The 16881-nt window shown below is 63.4% G+C and carries 21 protein-coding genes; 10 read left to right on the forward strand and 11 right to left on the reverse strand.

Going from position 1 to position 16881, the window contains the following annotated elements:
• Position 1 precedes the first annotated feature (1 nt).
• Entirely contained in the window at positions 2 to 649 is a 648-nt protein-coding gene (locus CH290_RS25360) for a hypothetical protein (protein WP_020111159.1), read from the forward strand.
• On the forward strand, positions 646 to 3810 hold the full coding sequence (locus CH290_RS25365; RefSeq protein ID WP_033189895.1) for a helicase HerA domain-containing protein: 3165 nt from the start codon (positions 646 to 648) through the stop codon (positions 3808 to 3810). Before CH290_RS25360 ends, CH290_RS25365 begins: the two co-directional genes overlap by 4 nt.
• A gap of 74 nt (positions 3811 to 3884) precedes the next feature.
• Here CH290_RS25365 and rpsQ read toward each other — a convergent pair whose 3' ends face one another.
• The 11 genes from rpsQ to rpsJ are packed head-to-tail and all read right to left on the reverse strand — an operon-like array spanning position 3885 to position 9168.
• The gene (gene rpsQ / locus CH290_RS25370) at positions 3885 to 4163 is read right to left on the reverse strand and encodes a 30S ribosomal protein S17 (RefSeq protein ID WP_019663552.1); all 279 of its coding nucleotides are present in this window, start codon (positions 4161 to 4163) and stop codon (positions 3885 to 3887) included.
• Positions 4160 to 4405, reverse strand: a complete 246-nt coding sequence (gene rpmC, locus CH290_RS25375) for a 50S ribosomal protein L29 (protein WP_019663551.1) — start codon at positions 4403 to 4405, stop codon at positions 4160 to 4162. The genes rpsQ and rpmC overlap by 4 nt, the downstream gene beginning before the upstream one ends.
• Positions 4405 to 4821, reverse strand: a complete 417-nt coding sequence (rplP, locus tag CH290_RS25380; protein ID WP_019663550.1) for a 50S ribosomal protein L16 — start codon at positions 4819 to 4821, stop codon at positions 4405 to 4407. The genes rpmC and rplP overlap by 1 nt, the downstream gene beginning before the upstream one ends.
• Positions 4822 to 4823: 2 nt before the next feature.
• On the reverse strand, positions 4824 to 5627 hold the full coding sequence (gene rpsC, locus CH290_RS25385; RefSeq protein WP_019663549.1) for a 30S ribosomal protein S3: 804 nt from the start codon (positions 5625 to 5627) through the stop codon (positions 4824 to 4826).
• Positions 5627 to 6046 (reverse strand): 50S ribosomal protein L22, encoded by a 420-nt coding sequence (rplV, locus tag CH290_RS25390; RefSeq protein WP_019663548.1) that lies wholly within the window; start codon positions 6044 to 6046, stop codon positions 5627 to 5629. Before rplV ends, rpsC begins: the two co-directional genes overlap by 1 nt.
• Positions 6043 to 6324, reverse strand: a complete 282-nt coding sequence (gene rpsS, locus CH290_RS25395; protein ID WP_008718309.1) for a 30S ribosomal protein S19 — start codon at positions 6322 to 6324, stop codon at positions 6043 to 6045. The genes rplV and rpsS overlap by 4 nt, the downstream gene beginning before the upstream one ends.
• A gap of 13 nt (positions 6325 to 6337) precedes the next feature.
• Positions 6338 to 7174: a 50S ribosomal protein L2 gene (rplB, locus tag CH290_RS25400; RefSeq protein ID WP_019663547.1), complete on the reverse strand. Its 837-nt coding sequence runs from the start codon at positions 7172 to 7174 to the stop codon at positions 6338 to 6340.
• Positions 7175 to 7212: 38 nt separating this feature from the next.
• Positions 7213 to 7518, reverse strand: a complete 306-nt coding sequence (gene rplW, locus CH290_RS25405; protein ID WP_019663546.1) for a 50S ribosomal protein L23 — start codon at positions 7516 to 7518, stop codon at positions 7213 to 7215.
• Complete coding sequence (gene rplD / locus CH290_RS25410; RefSeq protein ID WP_019663545.1) at positions 7515 to 8186, reverse strand: 50S ribosomal protein L4; 672 nt, start codon at positions 8184 to 8186, stop codon at positions 7515 to 7517. Before rplD ends, rplW begins: the two co-directional genes overlap by 4 nt.
• Positions 8183 to 8848, reverse strand: coding sequence for a 50S ribosomal protein L3 (gene rplC / locus CH290_RS25415; RefSeq protein ID WP_026347512.1), 666 nt, complete (start codon positions 8846 to 8848; stop codon positions 8183 to 8185). The genes rplD and rplC overlap by 4 nt, the downstream gene beginning before the upstream one ends.
• Positions 8849 to 8862: 14 nt before the next feature.
• On the reverse strand, positions 8863 to 9168 hold the full coding sequence (gene rpsJ, locus CH290_RS25420) for a 30S ribosomal protein S10 (protein ID WP_003938093.1): 306 nt from the start codon (positions 9166 to 9168) through the stop codon (positions 8863 to 8865).
• A gap of 472 nt (positions 9169 to 9640) precedes the next feature.
• Between rpsJ and CH290_RS25425 the strand changes: the two genes are divergently transcribed.
• The 8 genes from CH290_RS25425 to CH290_RS25460 all read left to right on the forward strand — a co-directional run bounded on the left by CH290_RS25425 (position 9641) and on the right by CH290_RS25460 (position 16876).
• Positions 9641 to 10126: a hotdog fold domain-containing protein gene (locus tag CH290_RS25425; RefSeq protein WP_020111161.1), complete on the forward strand. Its 486-nt coding sequence runs from the start codon at positions 9641 to 9643 to the stop codon at positions 10124 to 10126.
• A gap of 10 nt (positions 10127 to 10136) precedes the next feature.
• On the forward strand, positions 10137 to 11033 hold the full coding sequence (locus tag CH290_RS25430; RefSeq protein WP_033189894.1) for a prephenate dehydrogenase dimerization domain-containing protein: 897 nt from the start codon (positions 10137 to 10139) through the stop codon (positions 11031 to 11033).
• The gene (locus CH290_RS25435; protein WP_020111163.1) at positions 11030 to 11983 is read left to right on the forward strand and encodes an AurF N-oxygenase family protein; all 954 of its coding nucleotides are present in this window, start codon (positions 11030 to 11032) and stop codon (positions 11981 to 11983) included. Before CH290_RS25430 ends, CH290_RS25435 begins: the two co-directional genes overlap by 4 nt.
• A gap of 132 nt (positions 11984 to 12115) precedes the next feature.
• Positions 12116 to 13087 carry a daunorubicin resistance protein DrrA family ABC transporter ATP-binding protein gene (locus tag CH290_RS25440; protein ID WP_033189893.1) on the forward strand — a complete coding sequence of 324 codons (972 nt, stop codon included), beginning with the start codon at positions 12116 to 12118 and terminating at the stop codon, positions 13085 to 13087.
• A 23-nt stretch (positions 13088 to 13110) separates the two neighbouring features.
• On the forward strand, positions 13111 to 13929 hold the full coding sequence (locus tag CH290_RS25445) for an ABC transporter permease (RefSeq protein ID WP_020111165.1): 819 nt from the start codon (positions 13111 to 13113) through the stop codon (positions 13927 to 13929).
• Between the two features lie 2 nt (positions 13930 to 13931).
• A complete protein-coding gene (locus CH290_RS25450; protein WP_027498700.1) occupies positions 13932 to 14780 on the forward strand; it encodes an ABC transporter permease in 849 nt (282 codons plus the stop codon).
• Positions 14781 to 14804: 24 nt separating this feature from the next.
• Positions 14805 to 15701 (forward strand): glycosyltransferase family 2 protein, encoded by an 897-nt coding sequence (locus CH290_RS25455; RefSeq protein ID WP_020111167.1) that lies wholly within the window; start codon positions 14805 to 14807, stop codon positions 15699 to 15701.
• Positions 15702 to 15955: 254 nt separating this feature from the next.
• The gene (locus CH290_RS25460) at positions 15956 to 16876 is read left to right on the forward strand and encodes a lipase family alpha/beta hydrolase (protein ID WP_020111169.1); all 921 of its coding nucleotides are present in this window, start codon (positions 15956 to 15958) and stop codon (positions 16874 to 16876) included.
• Positions 16877 to 16881: the final 5 nt, after the last annotated feature.

Raw genomic sequence — 16881 nt, forward strand, 5'->3', positions numbered from 1 at the left:
GATGAGCACCGCCGACCTGACTGGCACCGAGGCAGCCGTACTCCTCGTTCTCATGGCCGAAGCCACCGCGGTACCCAATCCACAGCTGAACAATCTCGGGCCCGAGCTGAAGAAGGCCTCTCGCGACAAGTTGACGAAGTCGGGCCTCATCGAAGTGGGCCGTGCCGGGAGGTCGATGACGCTCGAGTTGACCGACAAGGGTTGGAAGGCGTGTGCTGATCTGATGGGCACTGCGCCTCCCGCTCGTTCGTCGGGGCCGGGAAAGGCACTCTTCACCGTTCTCGCAGGCCTGCGTCGCTGGTTCGACGAATCCGACACCCGGCCCGCCGAGATCTTCTCGCCTCGTGCCGCGGCTGCGTCGACGACGGCGAGCGACGCACCGACGGATCACGAGGTCGAAACACGGATCCGGGAGGTGTATGCGCGGCTGGTCAGGGAACCTGGCACCGCGGTCCGCTTGTCGCGCCTTCGACCGGAGCTGTCCGACATCCCCCGAGACGCGCTCGACGCGGCCCTGGCGCGGCTTCGCCGAGCCCCCGATGTATCGCTCATTCCCGAGGAGAATCAGAAAACGTTGACCGCAGAAGATCACGCCGCAGCCGTCGTCGTCGGCAACCAGCGCAATCACCTGATCGAGATCGAGCTGTGACCGCCGACCAACAGATCCGAGCGCTCGAGTCGGTCAGGCTGAGCTGGGCGCCCACACCGGACGATGTCTGGCGATCGCAGTCCAACGTTCATGTCCCTGGCATGCACGAGCGGGTGTTCGCCGAAGTCATGCGTGCCTACGACGATGCCGAGCACTCGGACGATGCCAGCCCGCTCGGCGTCGTGGTTCGCGGTCCTGCCGGCTCCGGTAAGACTCATCTCCTCGGTCAGGTGCGGGAGGAAGTTCAGGCGAAGGGCGGGTATTTCTTCCTCATCCGGCTCCTCGACGCCGCAGCATTCTGGCGGTCGACGCTCATGGGCATGTTGGACGACCTGATGCGGCCGTCGGGCGATGGGTCGGACAGCCAGCTCGCACTTCTGTTGAGGCGATTGACCGCCATCGCCGGACTGGCCGATTCAGAGCGCAGCAAGGTCATGGGCGAGTCGATGATCGACGCAGATACGTTGAACGCGTTCGTGACTGCGTTGTACAAGGCGCATCCTCGGCATCGTCGTACTTCGCAGCACACGCTGCGAGCGCTCGTGTTGTCCATCGCACCCGACTCGTCCGTCCAGGATCTGGGCGATGCGTACCTGCAGTCCATCGACGACGTCGATCCCGAAGAATTCTCCGAGTGGGGTATTCGCCGGGCCGAGCTCGGCCACCAGGGTATTGCGGAGAACATCTCGCGTTTGCTTGCGATCACCGGACCCACGGTGTTGGCGATCGACCAGATCGACACGCTCGTTGCGCAGGCCAGGACCGGAACCGATCAGGCATTCGCCGAAGCACAGGAGGACAAGGTCGTCGAGCACCTCGCTCACGGCCTGATGTCCCTACGCGAGACCCTGCCTCGAACGGCGTCGATCTTGTCGGCGCTGTCCAGTGCGTGGGAGCTGATCGCGGCGCGCGGCGTGGCGCCGGTGCAGGATCGCTTCCGGGTCATGCAACCGCTCAAGCCGATTCCGTCGTCGGAGGTCGGCCGTCTGCTTCTGGGCCGACGTCTCGCGGCGTGCTTCGACGAGGCGGGCTTCGCGCCTCCTCATCCGACGTGGCCGGTCGCTCCCGAGGCATTCGAACAGGCCCCGGACTTCACGCCGCGCCAACTTCTGATCGCGGTGGATCGGCACATTCGCCACTGCCTCGACACAGCCACGGCGTCGGAACTGACCAGCTTTGCGGACCGGAGCGGGGCGACGGCAACCACGTTGGTCGCTCCTGCGAGTGAGCTCCTGGCTCTCGACGAGCACTATGCGGACCTGGTGAACAACGCCGACGTGTCCGTGCCGTTGTCGCCCGACAGCGAAGATTCAGTCGTACCCGCCCTGCTGACCTCCGGTTTGACCGCGTGGATTCACGAACATCAGAGCTCCGACGACAGTCTCGCTCAGGATCCTCCGCCCAGTGGCAAGCCCGCCCTGCACGCTCGCCTTCGTCATACCGTCGACACCGACACCGACGACGAGGAGCACTGGTGCTTCCGCGCCGTCACGTCTCCCAACGCTCGGGCTGCACTCGCTCGCGTCGAACGCGCCGTCACCACGGCAGGACTTCACATCGACATGCCGCGGAGACGGCTGATCCTGATTCGTAACGAGCCGTGGCCGTCCGGGGCGAAAACCGCGCAAACCATCGCTGCGCTCCGACGCGCCGGTGGAGTCGAAGTTCGACTCGGCGACGACGATCGACGTGCGCTGACCGCGTTGGGCGTCCTGCTTGCGGAAAACGCGCCTGCCCTGACGTCGTGGCTCCTCGCCCGGAAACCGGCGCACTCCATAGATCTGTTCCGGACGGTTCTCCCCGAAGTGAGTGTCGTCGACGACGAGACTGCACTGATCGCACCGCCCGCCGCCGCTGACGGAAACGGAACGGCCGTTGTCGATACAGCGGCGGCCGACGCTGTTCCTCCTCGAGACCGCTCTGCAACCGAACCGAACAAGATCGTCATCGGCCAGGAAACCAGTACCAATGCCGACGTCACGGTCCCACTCGAAGCGCTACGCAAGCACACCGCGATCTTCGCCGGCTCCGGATCGGGAAAAACGGTGCTGATACGGAGACTGATCGAAGAATGTGCCCTGCAGGGTGTCTCGGCAATCGTTCTCGACGTGAACAACGACTTGGCCCGGCTCGGTACGCCCTGGCCCTCGGATGAACGAACCTGGCCGCCCGGTGACGAGAACAAGGCCGACGCCTACCTACGCAACACCGACATCGTGGTGTGGACGCCTCGCAAGTCAGCGGGTCGCCCGTTGAGTTTTCAGCCGCTCCCCGACTTCGCCAGCGTTGTCGGTGACGCGGACGAATTCGATGCCTCCGTCGAGTCTGCGCTGGCTGCGCTCGAACCCGCCGCGGGGGTCATGGGTTCCTCACAGAAGGCGAGGCACGGACGAGCCGTACTGCGCCAAGCGCTGGACGGTTTCGGAAGGCGTTCTCGAGGAGGCACACTCGGGGACTTCATCGACCTGCTCGAAGAGTTTCCCGAGGACGCGAGCGAGATGCGCGACGCGGTGCGCATCGCCGCAGGCCTCGCGGAGAACCTGAAGGCTGCGTCGGCCAACGATCCGATGTTCGCGGGCTCGGGAACGCCGATCGACCCGGCAGTGTTACTGACACCAGCCGACGGCAAGAAGGCTCGGGTCTCGGTCATCAACCTCTCGGGTTTGACGACCGACGAACAAAAGCACAGCTTCGTCAACCAGCTTCAAATGGGGCTGTTCGCGTGGATCAAGAAAAATCCGGCAGGCGATCGACCCCTGGGCGGGTTGTTCGTCATGGACGAGGCTCAGAACTTCGCGCCATCGGATCGATCGACCCCGGCAACGCAGAGCACCTTGGCCCTCGCGTCGCAGGCGCGGAAGTACGGATTGGGGCTCGTGTACGCCACTCAGTCTCCGAAGGGGCTGCACAACCGCATAGCCGGCAACGCGTCGACCCAGTTCTACGGGTTGCTCAACAGCCCGTCCCACGTGGAGGCCGCCAAGGAGATGGCGCGGGTGAAGGGAGGACATGTTCCCGATGTCGGGCGCCTGCCCGCAGGGCAGTTCTACGCCGCGATCGAAGGGACGGAGTTCCGTCGCACCGCCACTCCCCTCTGCCTGACATACCACCCGAAGAGTCCGCCGACCGAAGAAGAGGTTCTGCTCATCGCGCGGGGCTGATGCGGAGTCCGAGGCAGCGAAACACGAAAAAGCCCACTTCCGAGAGGAAGTGGGCTTTTCGCAGCAGTGAATGCTTACTTGGCTTTTTCGAGGACCTCGACCAGTCGCCAGTGCTTCGTGGCGGACAGCGGGCGGGTCTCCATGAGCTGAACGCGATCGCCTACTCCGGCGTCGCCCTTCTCGTCATGTGCCTTGACCTTGGTGGTCCGACGGATGACCTTGCTGTAGAGAGGGTGCTTGACCCTGTCTTCCAGCTCGACCACGATCGTCTTCTCCATCTTGTCGGATACGACGTATCCGATGCGGGTCTTGCGGTTGTTGCGTCCTTCAGTCACAGTCTTTTCCTCGCTCATGCCGCGTCACCTGCAGTGTCGTCGGCAGGACCTGTGGCCAGACCGAGCTCACGCTCACGCAGGACGGTGTAGATGCGCGCGATCTCGTGACGAACGGTGCGCAGTCGACGGTTGTTGTCCAGCTGGCCGGTAGCCATCTGGAAGCGAAGGTTGAACAGCTCTTCCTTCGACTCACGCAGCTTGGTGACCAGCTCTTCACCGGTGAGCTCGCGGAGCTCTGCGGCTGGGGTTCCGGTAGCCATCAGAACTGCTCCTCCCTGGTGATGATGCGTGCCTTCATCGGCAGCTTGTGGATTGCGCGCGTCAGGGCCTGACGTGCGACGGCCTCGTCGGGGAACGAGAGCTCGAAGAGCACGCGACCCGGCTTGACGTTCGCGACCCACCACTCGGGCGAACCCTTACCGGAACCCATTCGGGTCTCGGCAGGCTTCTTGGTGAGCGGACGGTCCGGGAAGATGTTGATCCAGACCTTGCCGCCACGCTTGATGTGGCGGGTGATCGCGATACGGGAGGCCTCGATCTGACGGTTGGTGATGTAGGCGGGCTCGAGAGCCTGGATGCCGTAGTCACCGAACGTCACGTGGTTGCCGCCCTTGGACGCACCCGATCGCTTCGGGTGGTGCTGCTTCCGGTGCTTGACCCGGCGTGGGATCAACATCGTCAGCCCTCCTGATTCGGCTCGGTCGAGGCCGGAGCCTCTGCGGATGCCGCACGGCCTGCCTCGGTGCTCGTCGCGGTGGTGCCCGAAGCACCGGAACGACGCGGACGCGAGGGACGCTCACGGCGCGGGCGATCGTTGCCTGCAGCAGGTGCAGCAGCGGCCAGTTCACGACGGCCACCGACGATGTCGCCCTTGTAGATCCAGACCTTCACGCCGATACGGCCGAAGGTGGTCTTTGCCTCGTACAAGCCGTAGTCGATGTCCGCACGGAGGGTGTGCAGGGGCACACGGCCTTCGCGGTAGAACTCCGAGCGAGACATCTCGGCGCCGCCGAGACGGCCGGAGCACTGGACACGGATGCCCTTGACGTTCGGCTGACGCATGGCCGACTGGATGGCCTTACGCATTGCACGACGGAAAGCGACGCGGTTGCTGAGCTGCTCTGCTACACCCTGGGCCACGAGCTGAGCCTCGGACTCGGCGTTCTTGACCTCGAGGATGTTCAGCTGGACCTGCTTGCCGGTCAGCTTCTCGAGAGCTCCGCGGATGCGGTCGGCCTCGGCGCCACGACGACCGATGACGATGCCCGGACGTGCCGTGTGGATGTCCACGCGAACACGGTCACGGGTGCGCTCGATCTCGACCTTCGCGATACCTGCGCGCTCCATGCCGGTGGCGAGGAGCTTGCGGATGGCGACGTCTTCCTTGACGTACTCCGAGTACTGCTTGTCTGCGTACCAGCGCGACTTCCAGTCAGTGGTGATACCCAAGCGGAAGCCGTGCGGGTTGATTTTCTGACCCACTACTGAGCCCCTTCCTTGGACGCCTGGCCCTTACGACGGTTACGACTTGTTCCGCCGGTCTTGGGCAGGCTCTCGACGATCACCGTGATGTGGCTGGTGCGCTTGCGGATCCGGAAAGCACGACCCTGAGCGCGCGGCTGGAAACGCTTGCCCGTCTTGCCCTCGTCGACGAACGCGGTCGCGACGATCAGCGTGCTGGGGTCGAGATCCAGGTTGTTCTCTGCGTTGGCCGCTGCGGAGGCGATCACCTTGGCGACCGGCTCGCTGGCTGCCTGCGGCGCGAACTTCAGGATGTTGAGCGCGTCCTCGACGGAGCGCCCGCGAACCAGATCCACGACGCGACGAGCCTTCATGGGCGTGACGCTGACGTGCTTCGCGACGGCCTTGGCAGTCGGGTTGGCGGTTTCGGTGTTGCTCATCGCCTCTTCGCCTTCCGGTCGTCCTTGATGTGACCCTTGAACGTGCGGGTCGGTGCGAACTCTCCGAGCTTGTGGCCGACCATCGAGTCGGACACGAACACCGGCACGTGCTTGCGACCGTCGTGGACGGCGAAGGTGTGACCGATGAAGTCGGGGAGAATTGTCGATCGACGGGACCAGGTCTTGATGACCTGCTTGGTTCCCTTGTCGTTCTGGACGTCAACCTTCGCGAGGAGGTGATCGTCTACGAACGGGCCTTTCTTCAGGCTGCGTGGCATTCTGAACTCCCTCCTAGCGCTTGTTCTTGCCGGTACGACGACGACGGACGATCAGCTTGTCGCTCGCCTTGTTCTTGCGGGTACGGCCTTCAGGCTGTCCCCAGGGGCTGACCGGGTGGCGTCCACCGGAGGTCTTGCCCTCGCCACCACCGTGCGGGTGGTCGACCGGGTTCATCACGACACCACGAACGGTCGGGCGCTTGCCCTTCCAACGCATACGGCCGGCTTTACCCCAGTTGATGTTCGACTGCTCGGCGTTGCCGACCTCGCCGACGGTTGCGCGGCAGCGCACATCGACGCGACGGATCTCGCCGGACGGCATACGCAGCGTCGCGTAGGGGCCTTCCTTACCGAGGAGCTGGATGCTCGCGCCGGCCGAACGTGCCATCTTCGCGCCGCCGCCCGGACGAAGCTCGACCGCGTGCACGGTCGTACCCGTCGGGATGTTGCGCAGCGGCAGGTTGTTGCCCGGCTTGATGTCGGCGCCTGCACCCTGCTCGATGGGCGAACCCTGAGCGATGCCCTTGGGGGCGACGATGTAGCGCTTCTCGCCGTCTGCGTAATGCAGCAGTGCGATGTTGGCGGTGCGGTTGGGGTCGTACTCGATGTGAGCGACCTTGGCCGGCACGCCGTCCTTGTCGTTGCGACGGAAATCGATCAGACGGTATGCACGCTTGTGACCGCCACCCTTGTGCCGGGTGGTGATACGACCGTGTGCGTTACGTCCACCGCGACCGTGCAGGGGGCGAATCAGCGACTTCTCGGGCGTGCTGCGAGTGATCTCCGCGAAATCGGAGACACTGGCGCCGCGGCGGCCCGGAGTGGTCGGCTTGTACTTACGGATTGCCATGAGTCTTCTCGTCCTTATATCCGAAGAGTCCCAGTCGCTTACGCGACCGGACCTCCGAAGATCTCGATGGGCTTGCTGTCGGCGGAGAGCGTCACGAGCGCGCGCTTGGTGTCCTTGCGCTTGCCGTAACCGGTGCGGGTCCGCTTGCGCTTGCCCTGACGGTTCTGCGTGTTGACGCTGGTCACGGTGACGTCGAAGATCTTCTCGACGGCAATCTTGATCTGCGTCTTGTTCGAATCCGGGTGCACCAGGAAGGTGTAGGTGCCTTCCTCGATCAGTCCGTAGGACTTCTCGGAGATGACCGGTGCAAGCAGGATGTCGCGGGGATCGGCGATGGTGGTCACTTGCTTCCCTCCTCGTTCTTCGCAGGCCCTGCGATGAACGTGTTCAGCGCTTCCACGCTGAAGACGACGTCATCGGCTTCGAGCACGTCGTACGTGTTGAGCTGATCGGGTGCGATGGGGTGCACGCCGTCCAGGTTCTGAACGCTCTTCCACGCTGCAACGTCCTCGCGGCCGACAACAAGAAGAAGCTTCTTGCGATCGGAGATCTCACCGAGGAAGGACTTCGCGACCTTGGTCGACGGAGTCTGTCCGGCAACCAGTTCGGTGATCACGTGCAGACGCTCGCTGCGAACCCGATCGGAGAGGGCGCCGCGCAGTGCAGCTGCCTTCATCTTCTTCGGGGTGCGCTGGCTGTAGTCGCGCGGCTGCGGTCCGTGGACCGTGCCTCCGCCGACGAACTGGGGAGCGCGAGTCGAGCCCTGACGAGCCCGGCCGGTGCCCTTCTGCCGGTACGGCTTCTTGCCGCCACCGCGAACCTCGCCACGAGTCTTCGTGGAGTGAGTTCCCTGACGAGCAGCAGCGAGCTGAGCCACGACGACCTGGTGCAGAAGCGCGATGTTGGCAGGCGCATCGAAGATCTCGGCGGGGAGATCGACGGTGCCGTTGGTCTTGCCGCCGGCTTCCTTGACGTCGAGCGTCAGGTTGGTCTTCTTCTCGAGGCTGGTCATGCCCGAGCACCACCCTTCAATGCAGACTTGACGATCACGACATTGCCGCGACGGCCCGGGATTGCTCCCTTGATCAAGAGCAGACCGTTCTCGCTGTCCACCTTGTGGACCGAGAGGTTCTGCGTGGTAACGCGGTCGCCACCCATGCGGCCGGACATACGCATTCCCTTGAAGACGCGACCGGGAGTGGCGCAACCGCCGATGGATCCCGGACGACGGTGCACGGCCTGGGCGCCGTGGCTTGCGCCCTGGCCCTTGAATCCGTGGCGCTTCATGGTGCCTGCGAAGCCCTTGCCCTTGCTGGTGCCGGTGACGTCGACGAAAGCGCCGTCCTCGAACACTGCAGCGGTGAGCTCCTGGCCGACCTCGAACTGCGAGGCGTCGGCGACGCGGATCTCCACGACATGGCGGCGAGGCGTGACGCCTGCCTTCTCGAACTGGCCGGTGGTCGGCTTGTTCACCTTGCGGGGATCGATCGCGCCGAAGGCGACCTGGACGGCGCTGTAGCCGTCGCGCTCCTGCGTGCGGATCTGGGTGACCACGTTGGGTCCGGCCTTGATCACGGTCACGGGAACGACGCGGTTGTTCTCGTCGAAGACCTGAGTCATTCCGAGCTTGGTGCCCAGAATGCCTGTGGCAGGCCGATTCTTGTTATCAGTCATCGTTGTCTCCGCGCTCACTGGATGTTGACGTCGACACTGGCAGGCAGATCGATGCGCATGAGCGCGTCGACCGTCTTCGGCGTCGGGTCGAGGATGTCAATGAGCCGCTTGTGAGTACGCATCTCGAAGTGTTCGCGCGAATCCTTGTACTTATGGGGCGAACGGATGACGCAGTACACGTTCTTTTCGGTCGGCAACGGCACCGGTCCGACGACGCGGGCACCCGTACGGGTGACCGTCTCGACGATCTTGCGCGCTGACGCGTCGATCGCCTCGTGGTCGTAGGCCTTGAGCCTGATGCGGATCTTTTGTCCCGCCACGCTTAGTGTCCTTTTCTTGCCGCTTGTCGTGAAGCCGGCCTTGTGGCCTGCTCCACCTCGTCTGCACAGTCCCCGAGCCGCTCGGCGAAAACCGAAGAGACTCGAACTGCCCTCGTGCTCACACGACGAACCGAACGTTGGCGATCAGGAAAGACCCGATCCGTTGCCGCTGTTCATCTGTCATGGTTCTCCGGTCCACGCGGTCGGGCGTGTCGTATTTCTACTGACACTTCTTTCCGCTTGCTCTTCTTCGATGACCGGGTGCGCGAGGCGTTCCTTCATCTCCGAGCCGGCAAACCGAACGCACTCACGCGGAGTGCTGGTCCTGTTCTGCTCTTACCTGGCGCAGGCCGCACGAAAGCGCGTCCCGTGTCCAGGCAACCCGACCAGTATGCCGTAGACCGCGCCGGAGCACAAATCCCTCCCTATGCGCATTCGCCGCTCGCACCTTACTCGGCAGTAAGATGCGAGTATGACCGCCACCAGTACTACCTACGGCCTGTGGAAGAAGCTCCCCGACAACGTCGTCGGGCAGACGATCTTCTCGATCGGCATGTGTCTCAGGGTCCCGTACTTCGGATCCGTCCTCCCCCGCGTGAAGTCCCTCGAGCCAGGTCGTTGCGAGGTGACTGCCCCGAAGTGGTGGGGAATCAGGAACCACTTGGGCACATTTCACGCGATCGCCGCGTGCAATCTCGCCGAGGTGGCCATGGGCATGCTCGCCGAAGCGACGGTGCCACCGACGCATCGCTGGATCCCGAAGGAGATGACGGTGCGCTATCTGACCAAGGCCACCACATCACTGACCGCGGTAGCCCTGCTCGATTCACCCGATTGGGCAACCGTCACGGAGGGTTCGGACGTCGTCGTGCCCGTGTCGATTCGCGACAGCGCCGGAGTCGAGGTCGTCCACGCGAACATCACCATCTGGATCTCCGCCGCGAGCCGACAGCGGTGATACTCGACGAATGAAGTCGTATGACGCTGTCGTGGTCGGTGGCCGTGGAGCCGTCGGCACCCTTCTGGCCGGGCTCCTCGTCTCCGACGGGCTGTCCGTCGTCACCGTGGATGTCGACGCAACCGGCGATCCGCAGCACGGCTGTGACCATGTGCAGGGCAACATCGTCGATCCGGACGACACTCTCCGCGAGTTGTTGGCGTCGACGACCGTCGTCGTCCTGGCGGTCCCGGAATCGGTAGCTCTTGCCGCGCAGGTACCGAATTCCGGCCGGGACATACTGCTGGTCGAAACACTGTCGGTGAAGTCCCGATTCGCCTCCTCGGTCGAGGCTCGGTGGACGCAGGCCTCCGTGCTCGGTATCAATCCGATGTTCGCTCCGTCCCTCGGGATGGACGGACGCCCTGTCGCGGCGGTCGTCCACCGGGACGGCCCCCGCGTCGGCGAATTTCTTGCTCGTCTCGAAACGTGGGGCGGGCTGATCGTGCGAGTGAACGCCGACGAGCACGACCGGGTGGCTGCCGCAACGCAGGCTCTGACCCACGCTGCTGTGCTGGCGTTCGGATCTGCTCTCGCCTCGCTCGACGTCGACCCGGCGCTCGTGCACGCTCTCGCCCCTCCCCCTGCTCGTACCGCCTTGGCATTACTGGCTCGGGTGACGGGCGGTGAACCGGAGGTCTACTGGGATGTGCAATCCGGAAACCCCCATGCGGTGACCGCGCGGTCCGCGCTGGCGTCGGCGATGTCCGAGTTGAATTCGGTCGTCGAGGACGGCGTAGTGCCTGACTTCGAGAAGTTCCTCGATCGCGCCGAGTCGGGCCTACCCGATCCCGCCGGATACGCGGCTCTCTGCGCTGCACTCTTCGGTATCGTGCGAGAACAAGGACGTGAGGAGAACCGGTCATGATCGACAATCCATCACTGCCCGAGTTCGACCCGGATGATCCAGTGGAGAGCGCGATCGTGTCGAGGCTGGCCGGCAACTGGGCCAATCGGGCCACGGTCAAGAAGCCCGAACCCGATCTGGACGACCTGTTCGATCATGCCAAGCACGACTTCCCGGAAGCTCTGATCCCGTTTGCGGAACACGACGTGTACCTCTCGCTGCCGGACGAGAAGCGGAAACGGATCCGGGCCTGGGGCTGGATCGCGTTCAACAAGAACGTCATGGACGTGGAACAGCACGTGGTCAATCCGGGCTTCTCACTCCTTGCCCAGGACGTGTTCGACACCGGAATGGGTGACGTCCTCGCGATCGCTGTCACGCAGGCGATGGTCGACGAGCAGTACCACACCCTCATGCATCTGAACGCGAGCGCGCTCACCCGTCGTCAGCGCGGATGGGCGATGCCCGAGCGACAACTCCCGTTCAGCGCGACAGTCCGTGCTCAACGCGCCGCGCAGCTCGGTGCGGCGAACTCCGGAGCTGCTGCATTGAGCGCCCTCGCGTACACGACTGTCGCGGAGATCTCGATAACCTCCTACCTGGACTTGATCGAGGACGACGACATCATCCAACCGGTGAATCGCGCAACGGTGAAGCTCCACAATCGCGACGAGTACTGCCATGCCTCGATCGCCGACGAGATGGCCAAGATCGTCTTCGGCACACTGGACGACGGCGATCGGAGAGTGTTCCTCGACGGCCTCGCCCAGGGCATGAGAGCGTTCTCGGGCACGGACTTCTCGACGTGGGAAGCTATTCTTCGAGCCGAGAAGGTCGACGGCTTCGAGACAATGCTTCGAGACATCGTCGACGACGGGAGCCGGGATCACCTCGTCCAGGACTACAGCGGCATTCGATCACTGTGCCGCGAACTGGACGTCGAGGACGAAATAGGAATCGAGTGGTCGTGAGCGATGTGAAATCGCCATCTTTCCCGGCAGGTAACATTTCGGTCCGGTGCCTGGATTGAACTGACGGGTACGCGCTCACCGAATCTCGCCTTCCGAAGAATCCGACTGCACCACCGACCGCACGGAGTATCGATGCCCTTTCCCGAGGACGTAGCTGTACTGGTCGAAGACGTCCACAAATCTTTCGACGACGTGCACGCCCTCCGAGGCATCAGCTTCTCGGCTCCCAAGGGGACCGTTCTCGGAATACTCGGCCCCAACGGCGCTGGTAAGACGACCACGGTCAAAGTTCTGGCGACACTGATCAAACCGGACACCGGCAGGGCACTCGTCGCGGGCCACGACGTCGTGACCGATGCACCTGCGGTCCGCAGGTCCATCATGATGACGGGCCAGTACGCCGCCCTCGACGACACTCTGTCCGGACGGGAGAACATCGAGCTGTTCGGTCGACTGATGGGCCTGGACAAGAAGGCGTCGAAGGCCCGCGCCCACGCGTTGCTCGAGGAATTCGACCTGGCGGACACCGGCAAACGACCGGTGCGCGGATACTCCGGTGGAATGCGCCGCCGCATCGACATCGCATGTGGTCTGGTCGTTCGTCCGGAGGTCGTGTTTCTCGACGAACCGACGACGGGGCTGGATCCGCGCAGCCGTCAGGGCGTCTGGTCACTGGTCGAGGCACTCAAAGCGCAGGGCATCACCGTGCTGCTCACCACGCAGTACCTGGAGGAAGCCGACGTTCTGAGCGACAACATCATCGTCATCGACAAGGGAACGGTGATCGCGGAGGGAACGTCGGATCAGCTCAAGGCGATGACGGGAGGCAACTTCTGTGAAGTTGTCCCGGTCGATCCGAATCGCCTGCCGGAGGTTGTGAGGATTCTGGGCGAATTGGTGCCCGGCGTCGTGGCACGGGAACTCGCGCCCGGCGCAGACCGCATCTCCATCCCTGCTCCGGACGGTGCTGCCACTTTGTCCGAGGTTCTTCGTCGAATCGACCATGCAGGCATTCCCTTGGCAGACATCGCACTGCGCCGGCCGTCTCTGGACGACGTCTTTCTCTCCCTGACCGGCCACTCCAACACCGCCGCCACGCAGTGACCACGACTTCTCGAGACTCGACGGTGGCTGCTGCCTCGACCTCGGCAACGCCGACCGGCCGCACCCGTGCCAAGGCTCGTTTCGAGCCCTCGGGGTTCGTGCAGTGGAAAGTCCTCACCGCGCGCACAGTCCGAACCATGGTCCGCAAAGGTGAGCTGTTCATCGCAGTCCTCGCACCCCTGATCTTCACGCTGGGCTTCTTCCTGCCGCTGAAGTTCGTCATGCAGTTCCAGGGGATCGACTACGCGCAGTTCCTCATGCCGATCATCGTTCTGCAGGCAATGGCGTTCACTGCGATTTCCTCGGCGCAGCGAGCCTCGACGGAGACCCTGACGGGTCTGTCCACCCGCCTGAAGACCATGCCGGTCGTCATCGGCGCTCCTCTCATGGCACGAATGACGAGTGCGTTCCTCCGGTCGACGGTGACTCTGACTGCCGCTCTGATCTACGGGCACGTCATCGGGTTTCGATTCAGCGCGGGGTTCGACCAGGCCGTCATGTTCGGCGCCATGGCGCTGGCAATCAGTACCGTGCTGTCCTTCGGCGCCGATGCGATCGGAACTCTCTCGAAGAGCCCGGAAGCCACCAGTCAGGCGCTGACGTTGCCGCAGTTGATCCTGGGTATGGCGTCGACAGGGTTCGTTCCGGAGTCCGGCTTTCCCGAGTGGATTCGCCCGTTCGTGCGTAATCAGCCGATTTCACAGTTCGCGGCAGCGATGAGGGACATGGCCGACGGGACGGTCCAGCTGTCGGTCGTGCTCCCCGCCGTTCTCTGGATCGTCGGCCTTACCCTTGTGCTCGTTCCACTTGCCCTGTGGGCGAGCCTGCGACGGAGAGACTGATCATGACCGACATTCAGCCGCGCGCCGCTACCCGTGAGACGTTCGGGTTTCCGGAGCCCACGACGATGCTGCCGGAGTCGTCGGCACGTGCTCTGTTCGTCCACAGCACCATCCAGTGCACTCGCTTGCTCAAGCGTTGGTCGAGAGACCCTACGACCATGATTCAGGCCATGCTCTACCCGGCATTGATGCTTCTGATGTTCCGAGTGGTACTCGGGGACTCGATTTCGATGGCCACCGGGCAGCCCGCCGTGTACGGCCAGGTGCCTCTCATCGTGCTCATCGGCGCAATGTTCGGCTCCATCGTCAGTGCAGTGGGCCTCAAGCAAGAACGCATGAACGGGTTGCTGCCGCGTTTCTGGACTCTGCCCACCCACCGTGCAGCCGGATTGGTGGGTCGGATGATGGCCGAGGCCGTGCGTGTGTTCGTGACCACGCTGGTGATCATCGCCATGGGGTTCGCGCTCGGATTCCGGCTCAACCAGGGCTTGCTGGCCGGACTGGGCCTCGTGCTTCTACCCATCGCGTTCGGGATCGGGTTCGCGGTCCTGGTGACGTTTCTGGCCACCGTGTCACGAGACGCGCCGCTGGTCGAGTTGGTCTCGATTCTGTGCACTCTGCTGCTCTTCTTCAACTCCGGGTTCGTGCCGGTGGCGGCGTACCCGACTTGGCTGCAGCCTGTGGTTGCAGCGCAGCCCATGTCGTGTGCGGTGGATGCGATGCGTGCCTTCGCTCTGGGCGGACCAACACTGACGCCCGTCCTGCAGACTCTCGCGTGGTCCTTCGGTCTGGTGATCGTGTTCCTCTACCCGGCTATCCGCGGTTACCGTCAGGCGTCCAGTTCCGCCTGAGCAGTTTTCTTTTATGCTGTCGATATGACAATCGACGCGCACCGAACTGTTCGCCCGACTGTTTCCGTCGTAATTCCGATGAATGGAATTATCAGCCAACTCGACGAACAACTCGACGGATTGGCACAGCAAAATTATTCGGGGGAATTCGAAGTCGTAGTAGCCGACAACGGAGTCGGCGATTTACTGAGGCGCCACATATCCGACCATTCGCTCAATACTCGTATGAAAATTCAGTACATCGACGCTTCCGAGCAGGCAGGTGTGTCGTTTGCCCGAAACTGCGGCGCACGGCACGCGTCGGGCGAATTTCTCGCCTTCTGTGATGCGGACGACATAGTCCACGAGAACTGGATCAGTTCACTTGTCGGCTTCGCGCAGGATTTCGACGTCGTCGGAACGGCTGTGGAGACCGCGGGGATCAACACCGCGAAGGCAATGTCCTGGACGCCGTCCATGCCCGCCGAGCGGCAGGGACGGACCACATTTCTGCCTCACGCCATCGGCGCCAGCATGGGGGCCTGGACGGGCGTGTGGCGTGACCTGGGAGGGATGGACACCTCCTATCACGCCAGCGAGGACGTCGAGTTCTGCTGGCGAGCACAATTGGCCGGGTACACCTTCGGATTCCTACCGGTGGCCGAGGTCGCCTACAGGCTGCGCGAAGAGTTGCGGCCATTGCTTCGGCAGTCCTACAAGCTGGGGTACGGATTCGCGAGGCTGCAGGGCGAATACCGCGCCCGAGGCTGCCCTCCGGTCAGCGTTCGGCGGGTCGCTTACTGGTGGACGCTACTGATACTGGGAAATCCTCTGGTTCCCTCATTCGTCACCAAAGTTTCACGCGGCCAATGGGCACGAGCGGTTGCCGCGCATGCCGGTGAGGTGCGTGGAGGCTTGAAATATCACACTTTCGGCTGGTAGCCATTTGCATTTACCCGCATGTCTCGTAATGCTGGGTAGATGTGCCGATCCGACGGGCGACAATTGTCGCTCTCTCCGATGACGGCATCGGACGCGCTTCTGCTGGACACAGAACTGGTCGAAGCGACCTGAAGCAAACTGCAGGGGATGGACGAACCGCAGTGGACCAACCAACAAGGAGCAAGCAGTTGAACGCATGCGTACGACGCGGCCGAGCTTTCTTCACGACGCGGTCACTACGTGCACTCGTTTCAATGTGTGCCCTGGTCGGACTCGCTGCTGTGATCGGCGCACCGACTGCGTCCGCGCAGCCGGGAGTCGAACCGGAGCCGTTGTCCCTGGAGCGCATGGGTACGCCTCCCGAAGGCGCGAACGACTTCTCGTGCAAGCCCTCCGAAGCGCATCCTCGCCCGGTCATCCTGGTCCACGGAACCGACACCGACATGCAGGAGAGCTGGCCGAAACTTTCGCCCGAGCTCGCTGGTCAGGGCTACTGCGTGTTCGCTCTCAACTACGGCGCGATGCCGGTGATGTGGGACCACAGTCGCCTCGTCTGGGGAATCGACGACATCGAGCAGTCAGCGAGCGAGCTCGGCCAATTCGTCGACTTGGTCCTGTCGAGCACCGGCGCTTCCCAGGTCGATCTCGTCGGACATTCGCAGGGAGGCACGGTCTCGCGGCAGTACCTCAAGTTCAACGGTGGTGCCGATGCATCCGACGCGTCGCGCAGCAAGGTGAACCAGGTCATCACTCTCGGCGCCACCAACCACGGAACCAGCTTCAACGGGCTGCAGCAGCTGTACCTCCTCGCGGCATCGTTCGGGCTTCCCCGCGATCTGACGTCGCAACTGGTGTTCGGAATCGCGGGCACACAACAGCTCATCGGTTCGCCCTTGTTGAAGAAGCTCAACGCCGGTAGCGAAGTCATGCCCGGTGTCGAGTACACCGTAATCGCAACCCGCAAGGACGAGGTCGTGACGCCTCCGGAGCGAACCTTCCTGAACGACGGCGGTACCGGCCAGGTGAAGAACGAGTGGGTCCAGGACATCTGCCCCGGCAACACGGCGTCGCACATGGGTCTGACGCGTGATCCGGATGTGTTCTACATGATCAGTCGCGCGTTGGATCCCACGTACCCGGACTCGCACCCCTTGGAGTGCGCTCCACAGTCCTGACCCGC

The organism is Rhodococcus sp. 06-156-4, from assembly GCF_002259345.1.
In the GTDB taxonomy this organism is placed as follows: Bacteria; Actinomycetota; Actinomycetes; order Mycobacteriales; family Mycobacteriaceae; genus Rhodococcoides; species Rhodococcoides fascians_E.

What these genes read in the sequence shown, in the direction of transcription:
- rpmC (WP_019663551.1), bottom strand. Translation starts at nt 4,405, where the DNA reads ATGGCTACCGGAACCCCAGCCGCAGAGCTCCGCGAGCTCACCGGTGAA.
- CH290_RS25430 (WP_033189894.1), top strand. Translation starts at nt 10,137, where the DNA reads ATGAAGTCGTATGACGCTGTCGTGGTCGGTGGCCGTGGAGCCGTCGGC.
- CH290_RS25440 (WP_033189893.1), top strand. Translation starts at nt 12,116, where the DNA reads ATGCCCTTTCCCGAGGACGTAGCTGTACTGGTCGAAGACGTCCACAAA.
- CH290_RS25450 (WP_027498700.1), top strand. Translation starts at nt 13,932, where the DNA reads ATGACCGACATTCAGCCGCGCGCCGCTACCCGTGAGACGTTCGGGTTT.
- rplV (WP_019663548.1), bottom strand. Translation starts at nt 6,046, where the DNA reads ATGAGCAACACCGAAACCGCCAACCCGACTGCCAAGGCCGTCGCGAAG.
- CH290_RS25360 (WP_020111159.1), top strand. Translation starts at nt 2, where the DNA reads ATGAGCACCGCCGACCTGACTGGCACCGAGGCAGCCGTACTCCTCGTT.
- CH290_RS25460 (WP_020111169.1), top strand. Translation starts at nt 15,956, where the DNA reads ATGTGTGCCCTGGTCGGACTCGCTGCTGTGATCGGCGCACCGACTGCG.
- rpsQ (WP_019663552.1), bottom strand. Translation starts at nt 4,163, where the DNA reads ATGAGCGAGGAAAAGACTGTGACTGAAGGACGCAACAACCGCAAGACC.
- CH290_RS25435 (WP_020111163.1), top strand. Translation starts at nt 11,030, where the DNA reads ATGATCGACAATCCATCACTGCCCGAGTTCGACCCGGATGATCCAGTG.
- rpsS (WP_008718309.1), bottom strand. Translation starts at nt 6,324, where the DNA reads ATGCCACGCAGCCTGAAGAAAGGCCCGTTCGTAGACGATCACCTCCTC.
- rplP (WP_019663550.1), bottom strand. Translation starts at nt 4,821, where the DNA reads ATGTTGATCCCACGCCGGGTCAAGCACCGGAAGCAGCACCACCCGAAG.
- rplB (WP_019663547.1), bottom strand. Translation starts at nt 7,174, where the DNA reads ATGGCAATCCGTAAGTACAAGCCGACCACTCCGGGCCGCCGCGGCGCC.
- rplC (WP_026347512.1), bottom strand. Translation starts at nt 8,848, where the DNA reads ATGACTGATAACAAGAATCGGCCTGCCACAGGCATTCTGGGCACCAAG.
- CH290_RS25455 (WP_020111167.1), top strand. Translation starts at nt 14,805, where the DNA reads ATGACAATCGACGCGCACCGAACTGTTCGCCCGACTGTTTCCGTCGTA.
- CH290_RS25425 (WP_020111161.1), top strand. Translation starts at nt 9,641, where the DNA reads ATGACCGCCACCAGTACTACCTACGGCCTGTGGAAGAAGCTCCCCGAC.
- rplD (WP_019663545.1), bottom strand. Translation starts at nt 8,186, where the DNA reads ATGACCAGCCTCGAGAAGAAGACCAACCTGACGCTCGACGTCAAGGAA.